This is a genomic window from Flavobacterium ginsengisoli, from assembly GCF_029625315.1.
Lineage (GTDB): Bacteria > Bacteroidota > Bacteroidia > Flavobacteriales > Flavobacteriaceae > Flavobacterium > Flavobacterium ginsengisoli.
In genome coordinates, this window is the sequence record NZ_CP121110.1 from 468,242 (window position 1) to 487,017 (window position 18,776).

Genomic DNA, 18,776 nt, shown 5'->3' on the forward strand with positions numbered 1-18,776 from the left:
GATTGTTCTGAAAAAAAATAACAGACATGAAATTTAATAGTAAATATATACTAGGAATAATATTAATTCTATTCTCTACAGTTGCCAATGCCCAATTTTATGTAGGCTTGCAAACAGGAGTGGCCAATCTAGAAAGTAACGTACAAGGAATAGTAGCCGAAACAAAAATGGGAGGAGCTATAAAAGCAGGATACATCTATTCCTTTACAAAAAACATCGGAATTGGATCAGGATTGGAATTTTCGCAATACAAGCAAAACATATCTTTGGTTTCCCCTTCGAGCACACTAACTAATTATGAAGTAGATGCTTCAGGTTCTGCATTTATTTATACGGTTACTACAAGCAATTATAAAGAAAAACAAACATTGCAATCTATTCAAATCCCGCTTTTTGTGCAATTTAAAACGAACATCAATACAGGAATTGATTTTAATTTTAGAGCAGGAGTAAAGTATTTTTTGCCTGTTAGCTACAAAATAAAAGCGACCGCAGATAATGTAAATGGTATGGCTTATTATCCTGATGTAAATTTAACGATCGATAATCTGCCTGAATACGGAATAGGACAGCAAAGCGGCTATTCAGCAGAAGGGGAATATGACACCAAAGGAATTTTTATGAGTTCTTTCGAGTTAGGATTTACATTCGACATCAATAAAAAGAATGCTTTATATGTGGCAATGTTTTTCGAGAACGGATACGGAACGATACTTGACCAAAAAAATAATCAGTCTTATGTAGGGTTTAATCCAAAATCAAGCACCGACAGAAAAGCGAACGGTTTATACAGTACTGAGAAAAATGCTGAAATAAAACCAGTGGCGTTTGGTTTGACATTAGGATGGAATTTTAAATAATTTTATTCTTTAAAAAGAATGATGCTTTAGACTTTATGTTTTGCCAATTATTTGTATTTGCTTCTTTTTAATAAGATGAAATCAATTGTTGCATAAGGAAATTATAAAGTTCCAAAGAAAACAAAACAAGAAATAACAAAAAGAGTTAAGATGTTCATGAAATTATCTTAGCTCTTTTTTTGTGTTTATTTTTTGTTGAGGTTTTAGTTGGTCTGCATCTAATTTAAATTTTCTATTGAATAGCGATTTCAAACACCAATAAAATTTATAATTGTTATTTTTGAGTTAATATCGTAATCAAGATTTTTTCTTGGCCTTTAAATCTATATTTTTAAAACCTTAAAACGATATCTTTAGAAAAAAATGACAAGGAAGTTCTTAAAGAAAACTGCAATTACCATTACAACCCTATTTCTGCTTTTCATAATTGTACTAACAATTGTTCCGTATGTCTTCAAAGATGAAATAACAAATAAATTAGAAAATTTAGCCAATGAAAAACTGGATGCAACAGTACGTTTTGACCAGATTGGATTGTCAGTTTTTAAACATTTTCCGGCATTAACCATTTATGCCAAAAATGTCAGTATAGACAGCAAAAAGAAACAATTTGATACCGCAAGAATTGTAAAAGCAGGAAGAGTGTCAGCTGGATTGAATTTTTACAGCTTATTAAAAGGAAAGATCGTTTTGGATGCAGTGTATCTCGACGAGGCCGATCTTAACCTTGAAATAGATTCTAAAGGAAATGCCAATTTTAATATTGTAAAACCTTCTAATTCTGCAGATACCACCCAAACAGAATTTAATATCAAACGGGTTGTAATAAAACAAACCAACATATCCTACAATGATAAAAGTGCATTGTTAAAATTTAAGGTTCAGGATCTTAGTTATAAAGGAACAGGAGATTTAAGTGCAGAATTATTTGATCTTGATTCTAACGTAAAAATAAAATCATTCGATTTTAGCTTAAATGGCGTTGATTATGTGCGCAGTAAACCGGTTAATGCCGAAATTACAACTTACATTGATGCTAAAGCACTTAAATTTAAGTTTGAGCGAAATGTCATTCGCATTAAAAATTTTCCATTTTCATTTAATGGCTATTTTGCATTTATAAAAGGAGGATATGATTTTGATTTGCGCATGCAGTCTAAAAATTCTACATTAGAAGAAATGCTATCGCTCGTGCCTCCAGTTTATGATAAGTGGCGCGAACAAATGACAATTACAGGTAATATAGATTTTAGAATATTTGCCAAAGGAAAATACATGCAGGATCAATCAGAAAAACCAATCGTTTCAGCTGATTTGCAAATTAATAATGGCGCCATAGCATATAAAAAAATTAAAGAGCCATTAAAAGATATCAATATAGCGACAAAAGCTGAGGTTAAGGATTTAGACATTAATAAATTAAAATTCGATTTAGATAACCTATCCTTTAATTTGGATAAAAAGAAAACGACAGTTAATTTTCATTCGGAAGGTTTCAAAAAGCTGAAAATTAAAACCCTTATAAAAGCCGATTTAGATTTGGCAAAATTAAAAGATGCCCTAAATCTGAATGATAATGATATTCGCGGCGATATTGCTTTAGATTTAAAAGCCGATGGCGTGTTTTTAAGAGATTTAGGTTTTAGCCCTCGTTTAAACAAGATAGATACTATAATTAAGAGTATTCCAAAGTTTGAATTTAATGCAAGCTTAAAAAACGGATATATTAAAAATATAAAGAAACCAGATGCAATCAAAAACATAAATCTAAATCTTAGTTTAACTGCCAAAGACAGTATTTTGCGTAATGTTTCGGGTAAAATAACCAATTTGAATGCAGAAGCACTCGATAATTTTGTACGAGGACGTTTTGAACTTCATAAATTATATCCTTTTACAGTAGATACAGAATTAGAATCTAAAATTGATTTAGCGCAAATACATAAATTCTATCCTTTAGACAGTTTAGAAGTCAAAGGAGATTTAAATTTAAAAGTAATTATGCACGGAGTTTTAAACCGTAAGCAGAAAAAATATCCATCATCAAAAACAGTGATAAATATTAAAAATGGATATTTAAAATCACTTAAATTCCCAAAAATACCTGTCGAAAATATAAACATAAGCGCAGCTGTAACAAGTGAAAAAGGAACTGGAGAAGATTTAAATGTCAAATTACAGCCTGCCGAATTTGTATTAGCAGGATCACCTTTTAAAGTTCAGGGCGAAGTAACTAATCTTTATGATTTAGTTTATAACATCAAAACTCAAGGAACATTAGATGTTGGTAAATTAACGCAGATATTTCCTGTAAAAGACATGAACATTTCAGGAATTATCCAGACCAATCTTATTGCCAAAGGTTCTAAAAAAGATATAGATGCCAAAAATTACGACAATATTAAAAATGGAGGTAAGCTAGAAGCTAAAAATTTGGTAATTAAAAGCACCCTGTTTCCAGAACCTTTTGAGATCTCTAAAGGAACATTTAAGTTCTTTAAGGATAAAATGCGTTTTGAAGAATTCAATCTTACGTATGGTAAATCTGATGTGGTATTAAATGGTTATATCCACAATGTATTGCGATATCTTTTTAATAGAAAATATTTACGTCAAGCTAACGAAAAGCTTAAAGCAGATATTAATTTATCAAGCGATCAGATTAATGCGAACGAGTTTTTTGATATGATTGCTAAATATACAGACCAGAAAGCGGAAGAAGAAACAATGCAGAAAACAGATTCTACAGCTGTAAATGCAAATAGTAAAACCAGTACTGATAAAAACAAAAACTACGTAATTAGAATTCCAAGCACTGCCGATTTGAAAATCTCAGCAAAAGTTAATAATCTTCAATTTGATACATATAAAATTAAAGATTTTGTTGGAACACTAGTGGTTAATGATCGAAAAGTTCAGGTAACAGAAGCAGACTTTTAATATGGCTGGAACCAAAATCGCAATGACAGGAGATTATAAAGCGCAACATAGACGTTTAGCAAAATACAATGCAAATTTTAAAGCCAGTAATTTTGATATTCAGCGTGCTTATGCAGAAATTCCAATCTTTGCCGAATTGGTCAGTATGGCTAAAGATGCCTACGGATTGGTATCAGTCGATTATCAGCTTGGAGGAAGTATAGATCAGAACATGGATATTGATTTTAAATCTATTGAAGGTGAAGGAACTTTGACTCTGGAAGACATTAAATTCAAAAATTTTAAACTTTTAAATCATGTAGCTAAAAAAGCTGATGCGGCAGATTTAGAAAAAGCGTCATTTAATAAAATTGCCATTCATTCGGCAATAAAAAATAATGTAATGACGATTACACCTACAACCATGAAAATGGCAGGTTTTAGAGGAAAACTCGAAGGACAAGTTACAATGGATGGTAAAATTAATGTTGGATTCCGTTTAGGTCTTCCGCCAATGGGACTTATTAATATTCCGATGAAAATTACGGGAACTGCAGATGATTTTGAAATTTCTACAGGTAAATTTAAAGAAGATACAACTTTTGCAGAAGAAAGCGAATTAAACAATTTGCAACCAGAAACAAGACGATCAAGAGAAAGAGATAGTACAAGATTACCTCGTCGTGAAGGGGGAAGAGTAAAAGATACGCTTAAATCAAAATAGCGGTCAAATAAATAAAAATTATGGTAAACGACTATAAAAAACACGATTTGTACGGAAAGACATTGATTCAGAAAATTGAATTGGCACCACCGTTTCATTTTGATTTTCCTGTTACAGAACAGGCCTGTTTTTTATATGTAAAAGGCGGAGATATTGAATATCAAATTGATGACCAACAAATAAACATTACCGCCAATTATTCATTATTACTGAACTGTATAAATTCTGGAAAGCAGATTCATAATTCAAAGTCAAAAAATAATTGTGAAATTGTAATTGTCACTTTTTATCCAGAGATATTAAAAAAGATTTACGACAGAGATCTTCCGCAGCTTTTACAGAGACCTCTAAACGTAATCTCGAATAAATCTAGTGAAAAAATAAACAATGATTTTCTAATCCAGAAATACATAGAAGGATTACTATTTTATTTTGAAAATCCTTCTCTTATCAATGAAGATATTCTGATTTTAAAATTAAAAGAGATTATTCTGCTGTTATCACAAACACAAAATTCAGAATCAATACAAGTGATATTGTCGCAACTTTTTTCTCCTACAACTTATACTTTCAAACAAATTATAGAAGCAAATTTGTTTTCGCTGACTAACTATTGAGGAATTAGCACAATTGAACAATTTGAGCGTTTCATCATTCAAACGTGAATTTGCAAAAATATACAACGATACGCCGGCCAATTACATTAAGGTTAAAAAGCTCGAGAAAGCGACTCAGTTATTGCAAGTTTCAGATCAGCGTATTACAGAAATAGCGTTTGATTGCGGTTTTAATGATCTGGCCAATTTTACCAAAAGCTTTACAAGCAAATACAATATAAGTCCAACAAATTTCCGCCAGAAAAAGGACAATGAATAATTAAAAAATGGTTTTACATATTCTTTTAAGCATCCTTAAGATACATTCTTTTGGATGCTTTTTTGTGGACTAAATTGACAAATAATTGAACAAATCGACAAAACCATTTTCTTTGTTTTATTCGAAGTTTGCTGTGTATTTTCAAACAATCTAAATCAATAAAAAATGGGATTATCAAGCTTAGGAATTTTTCATACAATTATAGGTGTTGCGGCGATCATTGCGAGCAATAGCAGATTTTATCAAATATGGTAAAATCAATTTAAACAAATCATCTGGTAAAATATATTTTTACGGGACAATTGTTACCTCACTGACATCATTAGGCATATCAAAACATGGCGGATTTAATCCTGGACATGTCTTTTCTATTTTTATAATTATTCTTGTTTTAGCTGACTTATTTTCTGAATTCTAAGAGAAAAAATAGTAAAAGAGCTCGCTATTTTGAAAACTTTTGGTTGTCTTTTAGTTTTTTTCTGTCTCTAGTTCCTACAGTTAATGAAACTTTTACAAGAATTCCATTAAGTCATCCATTGGCTAAGGATATAAAAGACCCAATAATAAGCAATACGCTTCTTGTTTTATTAGTACTATTTGTTGCAGGTTCAATTTATCAGTTTAAAAAGCAAAAGTTAATCAATGAAAAGCAGGATTTTAATTCATGAAACCTTTGTCTTAAAATAGAACAGACCTTCAATTTAATTGAAGGTCTGTTTATTGTTTGAAGATTAGATTGTTTTCAAAAAAAGTTTAATCTTCTTTTTCAATAGATGCTTGTAGCATCAAATAATGAAGATCTATGTTCTGTACAAAAGGCTTTAATAATTCACTACCTGGGCCAAACATTGCCAATTCGACATAATCTCCTGAATGATCCATACTAATCCATCCCACATTATTATGCTTTTTCTGAATTTCAGAGTAGGCTTTAAAAGGCAGTTTTTTGTAATTATATAACCCATCTTCCTGCTTTTCTAATCCAGAATAGAAATTCAGTAAATGTTTAGCCTCATCATCTGTAAGACTGATTTTATTAGTTTCTTTTATCCAATCTTTAACTTGCTCGCAAATTAAAATCGGCATGAATAGCGTTTAAAATATATTCGTTGGTGTATTTATAATCTGCAATACTATTGAAATTTTTGGTTGCATCAGCACCATATATAAGACCCGGATTTGCATTTCCGTGATCGGTTGTTATAATTACAAGCGTTTCTTTATCTTTTTCAGCAAAATCAATTGCAGTTTTAACCGCTTCATCAAAAGCAAGTTGATCATGAATTAAAGCCGCAATATCATTTGCATGTGCAGCCCAATCTACTTTTCCGCCTTCAATCATCAATACAAAACCATTTTTATGATCTTTCATTTGGTCAATAGCTGCCGCACTCATTTCGGCAAGAGTAGGCGTTTGTTGTAGAGCCTCGATATTATTTCTGTCAATCGTGTACGGAAGTGCACCAGAATTAAAAACGCCTAATGTTTTTTCACCTTTTTTAATATTCTCTAAATCTGATTTTTGTTTTAATACCTGATATCCTTTTTGTTCATAAATTTTATAAACATCTTTTTTATCAGCTCTTTTAGAAGGATTAAAAAACTCATCGCCGCCACCCATCATTACATCCAGTCCAAGATTGGCATACATTTCTGCAATTTCATTTTCAGCATTTCTGCTATCAGAATTCACACAAAAACCTGCAGGAGTTGCATGAGTAATGGTAACTGTAGTAACGCAGCCTGCTTTTTTTCCAGCATTCTTAAATTTCTGCCAGATTGGAAGATACTTCTCTCCATTCGGACCAATATTCAGCACACCGTTTTTAACGCGATGCCCGCCTCCAAAAGATGAACTTGCAGCAGCAGAATCAGTTACTGCAGAACTTGCAGATGCGGTATCCATTAAAGCTCTCGAAACTTTATTCTCTTTATAAAGGTTCATCCAATTTCCATTTTTCCCCAAAATATTTTGAGAGTAAAGATTGGCCATTTGTAACGTTCCGGTGCTCATTCCGTCACTTATAAGAAAAATGATGTTTTTTGCTTTTTTTCCTTTTTTATTTATCGCTCCTAAATCATTTGATAAGATAACGGAAGGACTAAGAGTAAATAGTCCTGCCAAAACTGATGAGCCTTTTAAAAATTTGCGTCTGTTCATTGTGCTTTAATTAGAAGAAGTAAATTAAAAGTATTTCTTTGTTTAATGCAACTTTGATGCGTTAAATAATTGTTTTGTTTTGATAAATATAATTTTTAACATGCGAGTTTTATTGTTAAATGTTTTGATGTTTAGTTGTTTACGGGTTTTTGATTATAAATAATTAGTGTAATTTGTCAAGATGAAATAAAAGTTTAATTTTACTTTTTTATAATATCCTTCTTGTTTGCCACCTAATATATTTCCTTCCTAACTATATTGGCAAGCTGTTGGTTCAGAAGGCTATTTTCAAAACTTACACTATTTACAAAACCTCATTACCACATGTATCAATTTATAAAATATATTGTACTGGCTTTTGCAGTATCATTAAGTTTAATTTCTTGTAAAGAAAAACAAGGAAATAAGATTAAAGTTGGTTTTTCGCAGGCCATGACAACCGATGATTGGCGAAAACAAATGAATAGTTCTATTAAAATTGAAGCGTCGCTGAGACCAGAAGTCGATTTGACAATTAAAGACGCCAATAACAATGTCAATAAACAGATAGAAGACATAGAAAAATTTATTTCTAATAAAGTTGATGTTATAATTGTTTCTCCTATTCAATCTAAACCATTAACAGCTGTTGTAGAAAAATCAATCAAAGCTGGAATTCCCGTTTTGGTTGTCGACCGAAAAATTGAGGGAGAAAATTATACAGCTTATTTAGGTGCCGATAATATAGAAATTGGTCGAATTGGCGCTCGTTATATTATTTCACACAGCAAAGGTACTGGTAAAATTATCGAAATTACAGGAGCAAATGGGTCTTCGCCAGCCTATGAAAGATCGCTTGGTTTTAATCAGATTATCAATGAAAATAAACGTTTTAGCATTGTTAAAACCATTCAAGGGGATTGGGAAAAAGAGTCTGTGAAAGAGCCATTAAAGATTGCTCTTCAGCAAAATCCCGACGTTGAATATATTTTTGCGCATAATGACCGAATGGCTTTGAGCGCCTGGGAAACTGCCAAAACTTTAGGATTAGAAAATAAAATTAAGTTTATTGGTGTTGATGCATTAAACAGTGTAAATGGCGGAATTGAATTGGTAAAAAATGGTGTTCTAGATGGAACAATTTTATATCCTACTGGAGGAAATGAGGCTCTAAAATTAGCATTGAAAATTTACAACAAAGAATCTATTTCCAAAAACAACATATTAAACACTATTGTTATCGATAAAAATAATGCAGAAATTATCGAAAACCAAATGGATAAAGTCGACCAGCGAGCAAGTTGTAATAGAATCGCGACAAGAGGCCATTAAAGTACAGGAAAAAGAATATGCTTCACAAAACAATTTGGTTCGTTTACTGAGTTTCTTTCTTGTAATTATTTTAAGCTTAACCATTTATAGCATTTATTCTACGATTTCGATTTCTAAGAAAAAGAAACAGCTGGAGAAAATTAACCAAACTGTTATTCATCAGAATAGTGAAATTCAGGAAATGGCAAAACTTGCGACTAAAAGTAATCGCCGCAAAATTGAGTTTTTTTACAGGACTTTCACACGAGTTTAAAACTCCTATCACTTTAATAATGAGTTATGTGGAATCTTTAATAGAAAATGATAAAATTAAAGGAACTGCATTGATCGACGAAGTTAAATTAATCCATAAAAATTCTAACCGTTTATTGCGATTAATTAATCAATTGTTAGATTTCAGAAAAATCGAAGAGCAAAAATTTACTTTAAGAGCTTCCAATACTAAGATTTATGATTTTACTAATGAAGTCATGCTTAATTTCAAAGGTGAAGCTGCGCGTAGAAATATTGATTTTCAATTGATTTGCAAAAACAAAAATCTTGATCTTTTTATTGATCGAAATTTGATGGATAAAGTGTATTTCAATCTATTGTCAAACGCTTTTAAATTTACGCCAGATAACGGAAAAATTACGATTTCAATTATTGAATCGTCTGATAATTCAGTTAAAATTCATTTTAAAGATTCTGGAATTGGAATTCCCGAAAATGAATTGTCAAATGTTTTTAATCCTTTTTTTAGAGCATCAAATAATAACAAAAACAGTTCGGGAATTGGTTTGCATTTATCGAAAGAATTTGTGCTTTTGCATAAAGGGAATATTGAATTGAAATCAAAACAAGGCGGCGAATTTGTAATAACGTTATTGAAAGGAAATGAGCATCTACAGCCTTCAGAAATTATTCAAAAAGTAGAAAATTTAAGTAGTATTCCAAGTCTGATTACTGATAATTTGGAGCTAGAATCAGAATTAAAAGATTTAAATGCAATTGCAGATTCTGAAAAACATTCTCTTTTAATTATAGAAGATAATGCCGATTTGGTAACTTTCTTAAAAGCTAAATTATCTAATGAATATATTGTAAATATTTCTGATGGGAGTGATGCTATAGAAAAAGCTTTAGAAATTATTCCTGATATTATTATTTGTGATATTAATCTAGTGGATAAAGATGGTTACGAAATTAGTAAAGAATTAAAAAAAGATCTTCGTTCCTCACATATTCCTATTATTATTTTAACGGCGCAAAGTAATAAAGAAGCTGTTTTAAAAGGATTACAAAGCGGTGTCGATCTCTATTTGACTAAACCATTTAGTCTTTCAATTTTGAAACAGTCTATTTTGAGTCTGCTTTTCAACCGAGAAAAATTACGTTATTATTATACTAATAATATATATCGTGTAGAACCTGAATCTAAATTTGGAAACCAGGAACAGACTTTCATTACCAAAATGAATAGCATTATTATGGCAAATGTTGAGAATCCTAAATTTTCTGTTGAAGAATTGGCAGACAAATTAGGCGTTTCTAGAGTACAGTTGTATAGAAAAGTAAAAGCAATTATCGGAATTAATATTAGCGATCATATTAATAATGTCAAATTAGAGAAAGTCTGCAGAGCTTTTAAAGTCAAATGAAATGAATATTTCTGAAATTGCGTACTCATTAGGTTTCTCTTCTCCAAACTATTTTTCTACAGCTTTTAAGAATAAATTTGGAATTTCTCCTAAAGAATATAAAACGTCCAGCTAATTTGTCTTTAAAATTGTTTCTTTTAAAGTATCAATTTTGAAGGTGATGTAACAAAATCGAAACTACAAGGTTTTCGTAAAAGATTTTTAATTTACGTAAAGTCTTGTAAATAAAGGTTTTGAGCTTAAAATGCTAAACCATCAATATTTATAGGAATAAATTGTAACATCATTAAAAATAAGTTGATTTTTTTGCAGATATCTTAGCAACAAGTTTTTAATACATGTACAATGAATAAGATATTGATTTGGTCTGTTACTGCTGCACTGGCAGGTTTTCTTTTCGGTTTTGATACCGTAGTTATTTCTGGAGCTGATAAACAATTACAGCTTCTGTGGCACTCGTCAGATGCCTTTCATGGTTCAGTTGTTATGGCAATGGCATTATGGGGAACTGTAGTTGGTGCTATTTTTGGAGGAATCCCAACTAATAAAATAGGACGTAAAAAAACGCTGTTCTGGATTGGTATTTTATATTTCGCTTCAGCAATTGGTGCTGCCTTTGCAAATAATCCATTTGTATTTGCTGCTTTTAGATTTATTGGCGGTTTAGGAGTTGGTGCTTCTACTATTGCTGCTCCGGCTTATGTGTCAGAAATTGCTCCGGCAGACAAACGAGGAAGATTGGTTGCTTTATATCAGTTTAATATTGTATTAGGTATTTTAATTGCTTTCATCTCCAATTATTTTCTGAAAGATATTGGAGAAAATGCATGGAGATGGATGATTGGTGTTCAGGCAATTCCTTCTCTTATCTATATTCTTTTTATTTTGACAATTCCAGAAAGTCCAAGATGGCTTTTGTCTAAAAACCGTGACGAAGAAGCTCGTAAAGTTTTATATACCATTGATCCGTTTGCAAATATTGCCGACTTAATAGATGATTCCCGTGAAAACGGTGTTACCAAACACGAAAATATTTTCATGAAGAAATACCGTTTCCCTTTGATTCTCGCTTTTTTAATTGCCTTTTTCAATCAGTTTTCTGGAATTAATGCATTTCTATATTACGCGCCAAGAATTTTTGAAGAAGCCGGCTTAGGACAAAATACAGCGTTGTTAAGTAGTATCGGAATTGGAGTTACAAATCTTATTTTCACCTTAATTGGTGTGGCATTAATTGACAAATTAGGAAGAAAGTTGTTAATGTACATTGGTTCTGTTGGATATATTATTTCACTCGGACTAGTATCGGCTTCTTTCTATTACAATTGGGGAGGCTTATCAGTTCCTATTTTCCTTTTCCTTTTTATTGCTTCACATGCAATTGGTCAGGGCGCGGTAATTTGGGTTTTTATTTCAGAAATATTTCCAAATCATATTCGAGCATCTGGACAAGCATTTGGAAGTTCAGTACATTGGGTTTTGGTCGCGATTATTCCCTCTTTAATTCCAATGTTATTTTCAGAAATCGGACCCGAAGTTGTATTCCTTATTTTTACTTTAATGATGGTTTTACAATTGTTATTTGTAATTTTTCTGATGCCGGAAACAAAAGGAATCTCTTTAGAAGCTTTAAGCGAAACACTAACTAAAAAAAATAACCACAAAAATGAAATCAAAGAAACATCTGCCGTTAGCTCTTTATAGTGCTGCCTTACTGTCGATAGTAGGATTAAAACCGTCTTCTGCAACTGCACAAACTGCTGCCGTAACTGTATCGAACACCGCGGAAGAACAAATGTATCGACCAAATTTTCATTTTACGCCAAAAAAAGGCTGGATGAATGATCCTAACGGAATGTTTTTCTCCAATGGATATTATCATTTATTCTACCAGCATTATCCTGACGGAAATACATGGGGACCAATGCATTGGGGACATGCCATTTCTAAAGATTTAATTAAATGGGAAGAACAGCCAATTGCGCTTTACCCAGATAAAGACAAATATATATTTTCAGGAAGTGCTGTTGTCGACACGCACAATACATCTGGATTAGGAACTGGAAATACAGCACCAATTGTTGCTATTTATACTTTGCATGATATGGCAAAGGAAAAAGCTGGCAAAATTGATGTGGAGCAGCAGGATATTGCTTTTTCTAATGATAATGGTTTTACATGGCAGAAATTTGAGGAAGGAAATCCTGTCGTTAAAAATCCTGGAATTAGAGATTTCCGCGATCCAAAAGTATCTTGGGATGAAACTCATAAACAATGGATTATGGCTTTGGCAGCGACAGGATCGAATTCATTTTTACAAATCAGCGAATCTGAAAAACTGGGAATTTGCATCTGAATTTGGAAAAAATATTGGTGCTCATGGCGGTGTTTGGGAATGTCCCGATTTCTTCGAAATAAAAGTAGAAGGGACAAAAGAAACCAAATGGGTTTTAATCGTAAATCTTAATCCAGGCGGGCCAAACGGAGGTTCTGGAGTTCAATATTTTGTTGGAGATTTTGACGGAAAAACATTTACGATGGATCAAAGTTTTGCCGAAAGAGTAAATAACGAAAAAGCAGTTTGGGCAGATTATGGAAAAGATAATTATGCCGGAGTAACTTGGAATAATGTTCCAACTTCAGACGGAAGACGTTTATTTATCGGATGGATGTCAAATTGGGAATATGCACAGCAAGTTCCAACAACAACTTGGAGAAGTAGCACCACAATTCCGCGCGAATTGAAACTGGTTAAAAAAGAGGGCAATTATAATTTGGTTAGTATGCCAGTACGAGAACTAAATAATTATGTTGCTGAAACTATTAGTGCAAAGAGTTTAAACGGAAAAGGAAATTTAACATTGGTTAAAGATGGTTTTAATGATTTGACTAAAAGCATTATTAACTTAGATTTAAAAAAATTAAAACAATGCGATTACACTTTTACGCTTTCTAATTTAGATGGCGAATCTTTAAGTTTTGGACTCAATAACAAAGAGAATTTTCTATTCATAGATCGTTCTAAAGCCGGTAAAGTTGATTTCTCTGATAAGTTTGCTTCAACCATAAGTAAGGCGTTTTTGGAAGGAAGCCAAAAAAGTGCCGCTTTTAAAATTATTTTGGATAAAACTTCAATTGAAATTTTTTATAACAATGGCGAAAAAGTGATGACTGAAATCTTTTTTCTAAATAAACCATTCTCAGCTTTATCTATTTCTTCGAAAGAAAAAATGGAGATAAACAATTTTAAAATTCAAGAACTAAATTTTTCTAAAAGTCATTAAAAAAGAATAGCAAAAGCACTTTTTCTTTAGTGAAGAAATGACTGCCAAAGCTTGAAAACATTCGAAAGATTATTCCTTTCTGACCTTTTATGCTTTATTCTGAAATAGATCGGCCACTTAAAATTGGCATTCGAAATACTAACTACGTAATTAACCAATTAAATATAACCAAAACCATTAATTTATGAAAAGTAAGATTATTTATTTTCTATTTTTCTTCTTTCCGATGCTGATGATGACGGCTCAGGAAAACGGAATAAAAGGAACGGTCTTTTCGTCTGATGACGGAATGCCGCTTCCTGGAGCGACAGTAATTATTTCAGGAACTAATACCAGTTCAGTAACTGACTTTGACGGAAATTTTTCCTTGCCGAATGTTGCTCCAGATGCTGTGCTTGTAGTTTCTTTTATAGGATATGCACCGCAATCGATTTCAGTTAAAGGGCAAAAAACAATCAATGTAACGCTAAAAGTTGACAACAATCAATTGAATGAAGTTGTTGTAACGGGATATTCAAAACAAAAGAAAACGGATATTACAGGAGCGGTTGCTGTTGTAAACATGAAGGAAGTCATGAAACAGCCAGAACCAAACCCTATAAAAGCTTTACAGGGAAGAATTGCCGGAGTAAAAGTATCGTCTGATGGTTCGCCAAGCGGCGGAAATACCAAAGTGGTGATTCGTGGTGTTGGAACTTTAAACAACACAGATCCGCTTTATGTTATTGACGGAATGCCGACAAAATCTGGAATGCATGAACTAAACCCGAATGATATTGAAACCATTCAGGTTCTGAAAGATGCTTCTTCTGCAAGTATTTACGGTTCTCGCGCTTCAAACGGTGTGATTATCATTACAACCAAAAAAGGAAAAGAAGGTAAAATGAGAATCAATTTCAGCACCTATGCTTCCTTTTCTGATTATTCAAGAAAGTTAGATGTTCTAAATGCAAACCAATTTGGACAGGCGCTTTGGCAAGCAAATATTAACGACGGTTTAAATCCGAATAACAATAATTTACGCTATCAGTTTGATTGGTCGGTAAATAATAATAAACCGCAATTGAATAAAGTTTTGGTTCCAGAATATTTAGATGCACAGCAAACTCTTAAAGCTTCAAATACAGATTGGTATGATGCTATTTCTCAAACCGGAGTTGCCAATTCTTATGATTTGTCTGTTTCAAATGCATCAGATAAAGGAAATTATGTTTTCTCGCTTGGTTATTATGATAACGAAGGTGTCGTAAAAACTACTGATTTCGAAAGAATTTCGGCTAGAATGAACAGTTCTTATAAATATTTTGACGGGAAATTAGTTATTGGAGAAAATTTCAGTTTAAACCGTACAAACGAAGTGACAGATCCTGGCGTTTTAGATCCTGCACTTAGAGCTTTGCCAATTATTCCGGTTCACACTGTAGACGGAATAGGTTGGGGAGGTCCTGTTGGAGGAATGAACGATAGACAAAATCCTGTTCGTCTTTTAGAATATAATAAAGACAATAAATACGATTATTTGCGTCTTTTTGGTAACGTTTACGCGGATTTGGAAATCATTAAAAACCTGCATATCAAAACCAGTTTCGGAATGGATTATGGTTTTTATAAGAAGCGTACTTTACAAAGAAGCTACAAATCAGGTTATCTGCAAAATGATCAAACTTCTGTAACTATCGATCAGTCAATCAGTGATAAATGGACTTGGACGAACACAGCAATTTATAGCTTAAACTTTGGAAAAAGCAATCTGAATTTGATGGCGGGAACGGAAATGTATAAAGATACTTACGATACAAATACATTACGTAAAAATGACTTTTTGATTGAAACGCCAGATTATATGTATCCAGATGCAGGAACGGGAGAATCTTTTACTAGTGGAACTTCGACTGTATATTCTTTGCTTTCTTATTTTGGAAAAGTAGATTACGAGTTTGATAATCGTTATTTGGTTTCGGCTACAATTCGTCGTGATGGTTCTTCTCGTTTTGGAAAAAACAATCAATTCGGAACATTTCCGGCAGTTTCAGCGGGATGGAGAATCAGCAATGAAAACTTCATTAAAAACAATGCTCCTGTTTTTTCTGACTTAAAATTAAGAGCAGGCTGGGGACAAACCGGTAATCAAGAAATTAGCAATACAGCAGTTTACTCGCTTTATCTGGCAAGTTACGCAGGTGGAAGCCCAACTTGGGCAACATCTTACGGAACCGCTTACGATATTGCAGGAAACGGAAACGGATTGCTTCCGTCTGGTTTTATCGCAACGCAATCAGGAAATGATGATTTGAAATGGGAAACTACGACACAGACCAATATTGGTTTGGACTTTGGTTTATTCAAACAAAAATTAAGCGGTTCTGTAGATTATTATATCAAGAAAACAGATGATATTTTGGTATTGCCACCGTACTTAGGAGTTATAGGAGAAGGAGGAAACCGTTGGGTAAATGGAGCTTCTATGGAAAACAGAGGTTGGGAATTTTCTTTAGGATATCATGACGAAACTTCATTTGGATTGAAATATGATATTTCAGGCAATATTTCGGCTAACAGAAACAAAATGACCAAATTACCAGATGAAGTTAAAAACAATTATGGAGGTGATGGTCTAAACGATAATATCTTGGGACGACCAATAAATTCAATGTACGGTTACGTTACTGATGGCCTGTTTACAAGTCAGGATCAGGTTGATAATTCGGCTATTCAAGAAGGAAAAGGCCTTGGAAGAATTCGTTACAAAGATTTAAATGGCGATGGCGTAATTACAGACAAAGATCGTACATGGATTGGAAACCCAAATCCAGGATTGCTGTACGGAATCAATTTAAACTTGTCTTATAAAAACTTTGATTTTACCACTTTTTGGGAAGGTGCAACAGATGTTGATGTGATTAACAACACAAAATACCAAACTGATTTTTGGAGTGTTGATGACGTAGGATCAAATAAAGGAACTCGTTTACTGAATGCCTGGTCTTTGGATAATCCAAATTCAACTATTCCGGCTTTGACAACGGTTGACAGAAATGCAGAATCTAGATTTTCGACTTATTATGTAGAAAATGGCAGTTACCTTAAACTAAGAGTTTTGCAACTTGGATATAGTTTGCCAAAAGAACTATTGAAAAAGCTAAGTATGGAAAGCTTCAGACTGTACATCAGCGGTCAAAATTTATTGATTCTTGATGCGAAAAGCTTCACAGGAGTTGATCCTGAAAATGCAGGTTTTGGATATCCACAGCCAACAACTTTTACTGCTGGTCTTAATTTTACTTTATAATAAAAGATTAAAAAAATGAAAAAAATAATATATATGGCAGGATTTTTAGCGATAGGTTTCTTCGCTTCCTGTTCCGATTTTTTAGAAAATGATCCGCGTGGCGTTTTGTCAGAAAAAGATATTGTAACGCCTGAGAATGTTGAAGGATTTATGAATGTCGCTTACGCTCAATTAGGAAATGATCATTACGATTCTCCGTACAGTTTATGGCCATTTGGAAATGTTCGTTCTGATGATGCCTACAAAGGTGGAAGCGGTACGAATGATATTCAGGATTTTCACTTTTTTGAAGTTTCAAATAATATCCGCCCAGATTTTGGAGAGTTGGACAGTTTCTGGTATATCAGTTATGTGGGCGTTTCAAGAGCCAATAAAGCATTGAAAGCTTTGGAACAAATCTCAGAAGCAGATTATCCGTTGAAGAAAACGAGAATGGCTGAAATGCGTTTCTTGAGAGGGCATTTTTACTTTATGCTGAAAATCATGTTCAGAAATGTGCCTTATATTACCGAAGATGTTCCGGTTGAAGATTATAAAACGATTTCAAACAAAGCACTTTCAAACGAAGAACTTTGGGAAAAAATTGCAGAAGATTTTCAGGCAGCAGCTGATAATTTGCCTGATACACAACCAGAAGTTGGACGTGCCAATAAAAAAGCGACTTATGCTTATTTGGCAAAAACTAGATTGTATCAGGCTTATACGCAGGATGAAACTTTTAAAGTTACAGGAATCAGTCAGCAAGCATTTGCAGGAAGTAATTGCCGCAACGGATAAAGTAATCGGAAAAGCTTCTTTAGAACCTGACTTTGCCAACAACTTCTTACCGGGAACTTATGAAAACGGACCTGAATCTATTTTCTCAATTCAGTTTTCTGATAACGACGGAACTTTATACGGAAGATTAAATTTCTCGGATGTTCTTTCTACGCCACAAGGTTTAGGCTGTTGTGATTTTCATAAACCAAGCCAAAATTTAGTGAATGCTTTTAAAACAGGAGCAAATGGTCTGCCTGAATTTGATACGTACAACAACGAAGATTTTGATTACAAAAATATAGATGCAAATACGGTTGATCCAAGATTATATCATACGGTTGCAATGCCGGGTCTGCCTTACAAGTATGATCCAGAATTTTTATATGTTGAAGCTTGGGTACGTTCTCCAGGAACGTATGGTTATTATGCTTCTTTAAAAGAAAACGTTGCCCCAAATTGCAGTTGTGTTGTAAATATTGATCCATTTTACGGAAATTCTAAAAACAGAATTCAGATTCGTTATGCTGATGTGATTTTGATGCGTGCCGAAGCTTTGATTGAATTAGGAAGACAATCTGAAGCTTTGCCCTTAATTAATGAAATCAGAGAAAGAGCAGCGCAAAGTACAGGAAGATTACCTTATGTGAGTAACTTCAAAATCAATACTTATGTGGATGGAAGCAATTGCAACTGGACACAGGATTTTGCCCGTAAAGCTTTGCGTTGGGAACGTCGTTTAGAATTGGCGATGGAAGGAAGTCGATTCTTTGACCTTGTTCGTTGGGGAATTACAGATCAGGTTATGAATGATTTTTATGCAAAAGAAAAAACAAAACGTACCTATTATCAAGATGCTTTTTTTGATGCGCATAAAGAAGAATATTGCCCAATTCCGTTGAAGCAAATTAATTTCAGTCAGGGATTGTACAAACAGAATCCAGGTTATTAATCTT

At 33.0% G+C, this 18,776-nt stretch carries 11 protein-coding genes and 3 pseudogenes; 13 read left to right on the plus strand and 1 reads right to left on the minus strand.

The annotated features are described in order from the left end of the window. Window positions 1-26: 26 nt before the first annotated feature. The 5 genes from P5P87_RS02010 (at window position 27) to P5P87_RS02030 (ending at window position 5,379) form a co-directional block, all read left to right on the plus strand. Window positions 27-860: a hypothetical protein gene (locus P5P87_RS02010; RefSeq protein WP_278021375.1), complete on the plus strand. Its 834-nt coding sequence runs from the start codon at window positions 27-29 to the stop codon at window positions 858-860. A gap of 363 nt (window positions 861-1,223) precedes the next feature. Then, on the plus strand, window positions 1,224-3,800 hold the full coding sequence (locus P5P87_RS02015) for an AsmA family protein (protein WP_278021376.1): 2,577 nt from the start codon (window positions 1,224-1,226) through the stop codon (window positions 3,798-3,800). Between the two features lies 1 nt (window position 3,801). Next, entirely contained in the window at window positions 3,802-4,503 is a 702-nt protein-coding gene (locus tag P5P87_RS02020) for an AsmA-like C-terminal region-containing protein (protein WP_278021377.1), read from the plus strand. Between the two features lie 20 nt (window positions 4,504-4,523). Beyond that, window positions 4,524-5,120 (plus strand): hypothetical protein, encoded by a 597-nt coding sequence (locus P5P87_RS02025; protein WP_278021378.1) that lies wholly within the window; start codon window positions 4,524-4,526, stop codon window positions 5,118-5,120. A 22-nt stretch (window positions 5,121-5,142) separates the two neighbouring features. After that, on the plus strand, window positions 5,143-5,379 hold the full coding sequence (locus P5P87_RS02030; protein ID WP_278021379.1) for a helix-turn-helix domain-containing protein: 237 nt from the start codon (window positions 5,143-5,145) through the stop codon (window positions 5,377-5,379). Window positions 5,380-6,132: 753 nt separating this feature from the next. On the opposite strand, the pseudogene P5P87_RS02035 reads toward P5P87_RS02030, so the two are convergent. Next, window positions 6,133-7,540: pseudogene (locus P5P87_RS02035) on the minus strand (alkaline phosphatase). A 324-nt stretch (window positions 7,541-7,864) separates the two neighbouring features. On the opposite strand from P5P87_RS02035, the gene P5P87_RS02040 reads away from it, so the two are divergent. The 8 genes and pseudogenes from P5P87_RS02040 (at window position 7,865) to P5P87_RS02075 (ending at window position 18,772) form a co-directional block, all read left to right on the plus strand. Continuing rightward, the gene (locus P5P87_RS02040; RefSeq protein ID WP_278021380.1) at window positions 7,865-8,851 is read left to right on the plus strand and encodes a substrate-binding domain-containing protein; all 987 of its coding nucleotides are present in this window, start codon (window positions 7,865-7,867) and stop codon (window positions 8,849-8,851) included. A 191-nt stretch (window positions 8,852-9,042) separates the two neighbouring features. Next, the gene (locus P5P87_RS02045) at window positions 9,043-10,491 is read left to right on the plus strand and encodes an ATP-binding response regulator (RefSeq protein ID WP_278021381.1); all 1,449 of its coding nucleotides are present in this window, start codon (window positions 9,043-9,045) and stop codon (window positions 10,489-10,491) included. Window position 10,492: 1 nt separating this feature from the next. Next, a complete protein-coding gene (locus P5P87_RS02050; protein ID WP_278021382.1) occupies window positions 10,493-10,606 on the plus strand; it encodes a helix-turn-helix domain-containing protein in 114 nt (37 codons plus the stop codon). A gap of 230 nt (window positions 10,607-10,836) precedes the next feature. Beyond that, window positions 10,837-12,195: a sugar porter family MFS transporter gene (locus P5P87_RS02055; RefSeq protein WP_278021383.1), complete on the plus strand. Its 1,359-nt coding sequence runs from the start codon at window positions 10,837-10,839 to the stop codon at window positions 12,193-12,195. 151 nt (window positions 12,196-12,346) lie between these two features. After that, window positions 12,347-13,220, plus strand: a pseudogene (locus P5P87_RS02060) (glycoside hydrolase family 32 protein); the annotation flags it as partial. Window positions 13,221-13,274: 54 nt separating this feature from the next. Beyond that, window positions 13,275-13,775 carry a GH32 C-terminal domain-containing protein gene (locus P5P87_RS02065; protein ID WP_278022847.1) on the plus strand — a complete coding sequence of 167 codons (501 nt, stop codon included), beginning with the start codon at window positions 13,275-13,277 and terminating at the stop codon, window positions 13,773-13,775. A gap of 184 nt (window positions 13,776-13,959) precedes the next feature. Next, on the plus strand, window positions 13,960-17,064 hold the full coding sequence (locus tag P5P87_RS02070) for a SusC/RagA family TonB-linked outer membrane protein (protein ID WP_278021384.1): 3,105 nt from the start codon (window positions 13,960-13,962) through the stop codon (window positions 17,062-17,064). A 15-nt stretch (window positions 17,065-17,079) separates the two neighbouring features. Next, a pseudogene (locus P5P87_RS02075) lies at window positions 17,080-18,772 on the plus strand (RagB/SusD family nutrient uptake outer membrane protein). Window positions 18,773-18,776 lie beyond the last annotated feature (4 nt).

Coding starts and splice junctions, on each gene's coding strand:
- P5P87_RS02025 (WP_278021378.1), top strand. CDS start 4,524: ATGGTAAACGACTATAAAAAACACGATTTGTACGGAAAGACATTGATT.
- P5P87_RS02010 (WP_278021375.1), top strand. CDS start 27: ATGAAATTTAATAGTAAATATATACTAGGAATAATATTAATTCTATTC.
- P5P87_RS02065 (WP_278022847.1), top strand. CDS start 13,275: ATGCCAGTACGAGAACTAAATAATTATGTTGCTGAAACTATTAGTGCA.
- P5P87_RS02040 (WP_278021380.1), top strand. CDS start 7,865: ATGTATCAATTTATAAAATATATTGTACTGGCTTTTGCAGTATCATTA.
- P5P87_RS02015 (WP_278021376.1), top strand. CDS start 1,224: ATGACAAGGAAGTTCTTAAAGAAAACTGCAATTACCATTACAACCCTA.
- P5P87_RS02055 (WP_278021383.1), top strand. CDS start 10,837: ATGAATAAGATATTGATTTGGTCTGTTACTGCTGCACTGGCAGGTTTT.
- P5P87_RS02050 (WP_278021382.1), top strand. CDS start 10,493: ATGAATATTTCTGAAATTGCGTACTCATTAGGTTTCTCTTCTCCAAAC.
- P5P87_RS02020 (WP_278021377.1), top strand. CDS start 3,802: ATGGCTGGAACCAAAATCGCAATGACAGGAGATTATAAAGCGCAACAT.
- P5P87_RS02070 (WP_278021384.1), top strand. CDS start 13,960: ATGAAAAGTAAGATTATTTATTTTCTATTTTTCTTCTTTCCGATGCTG.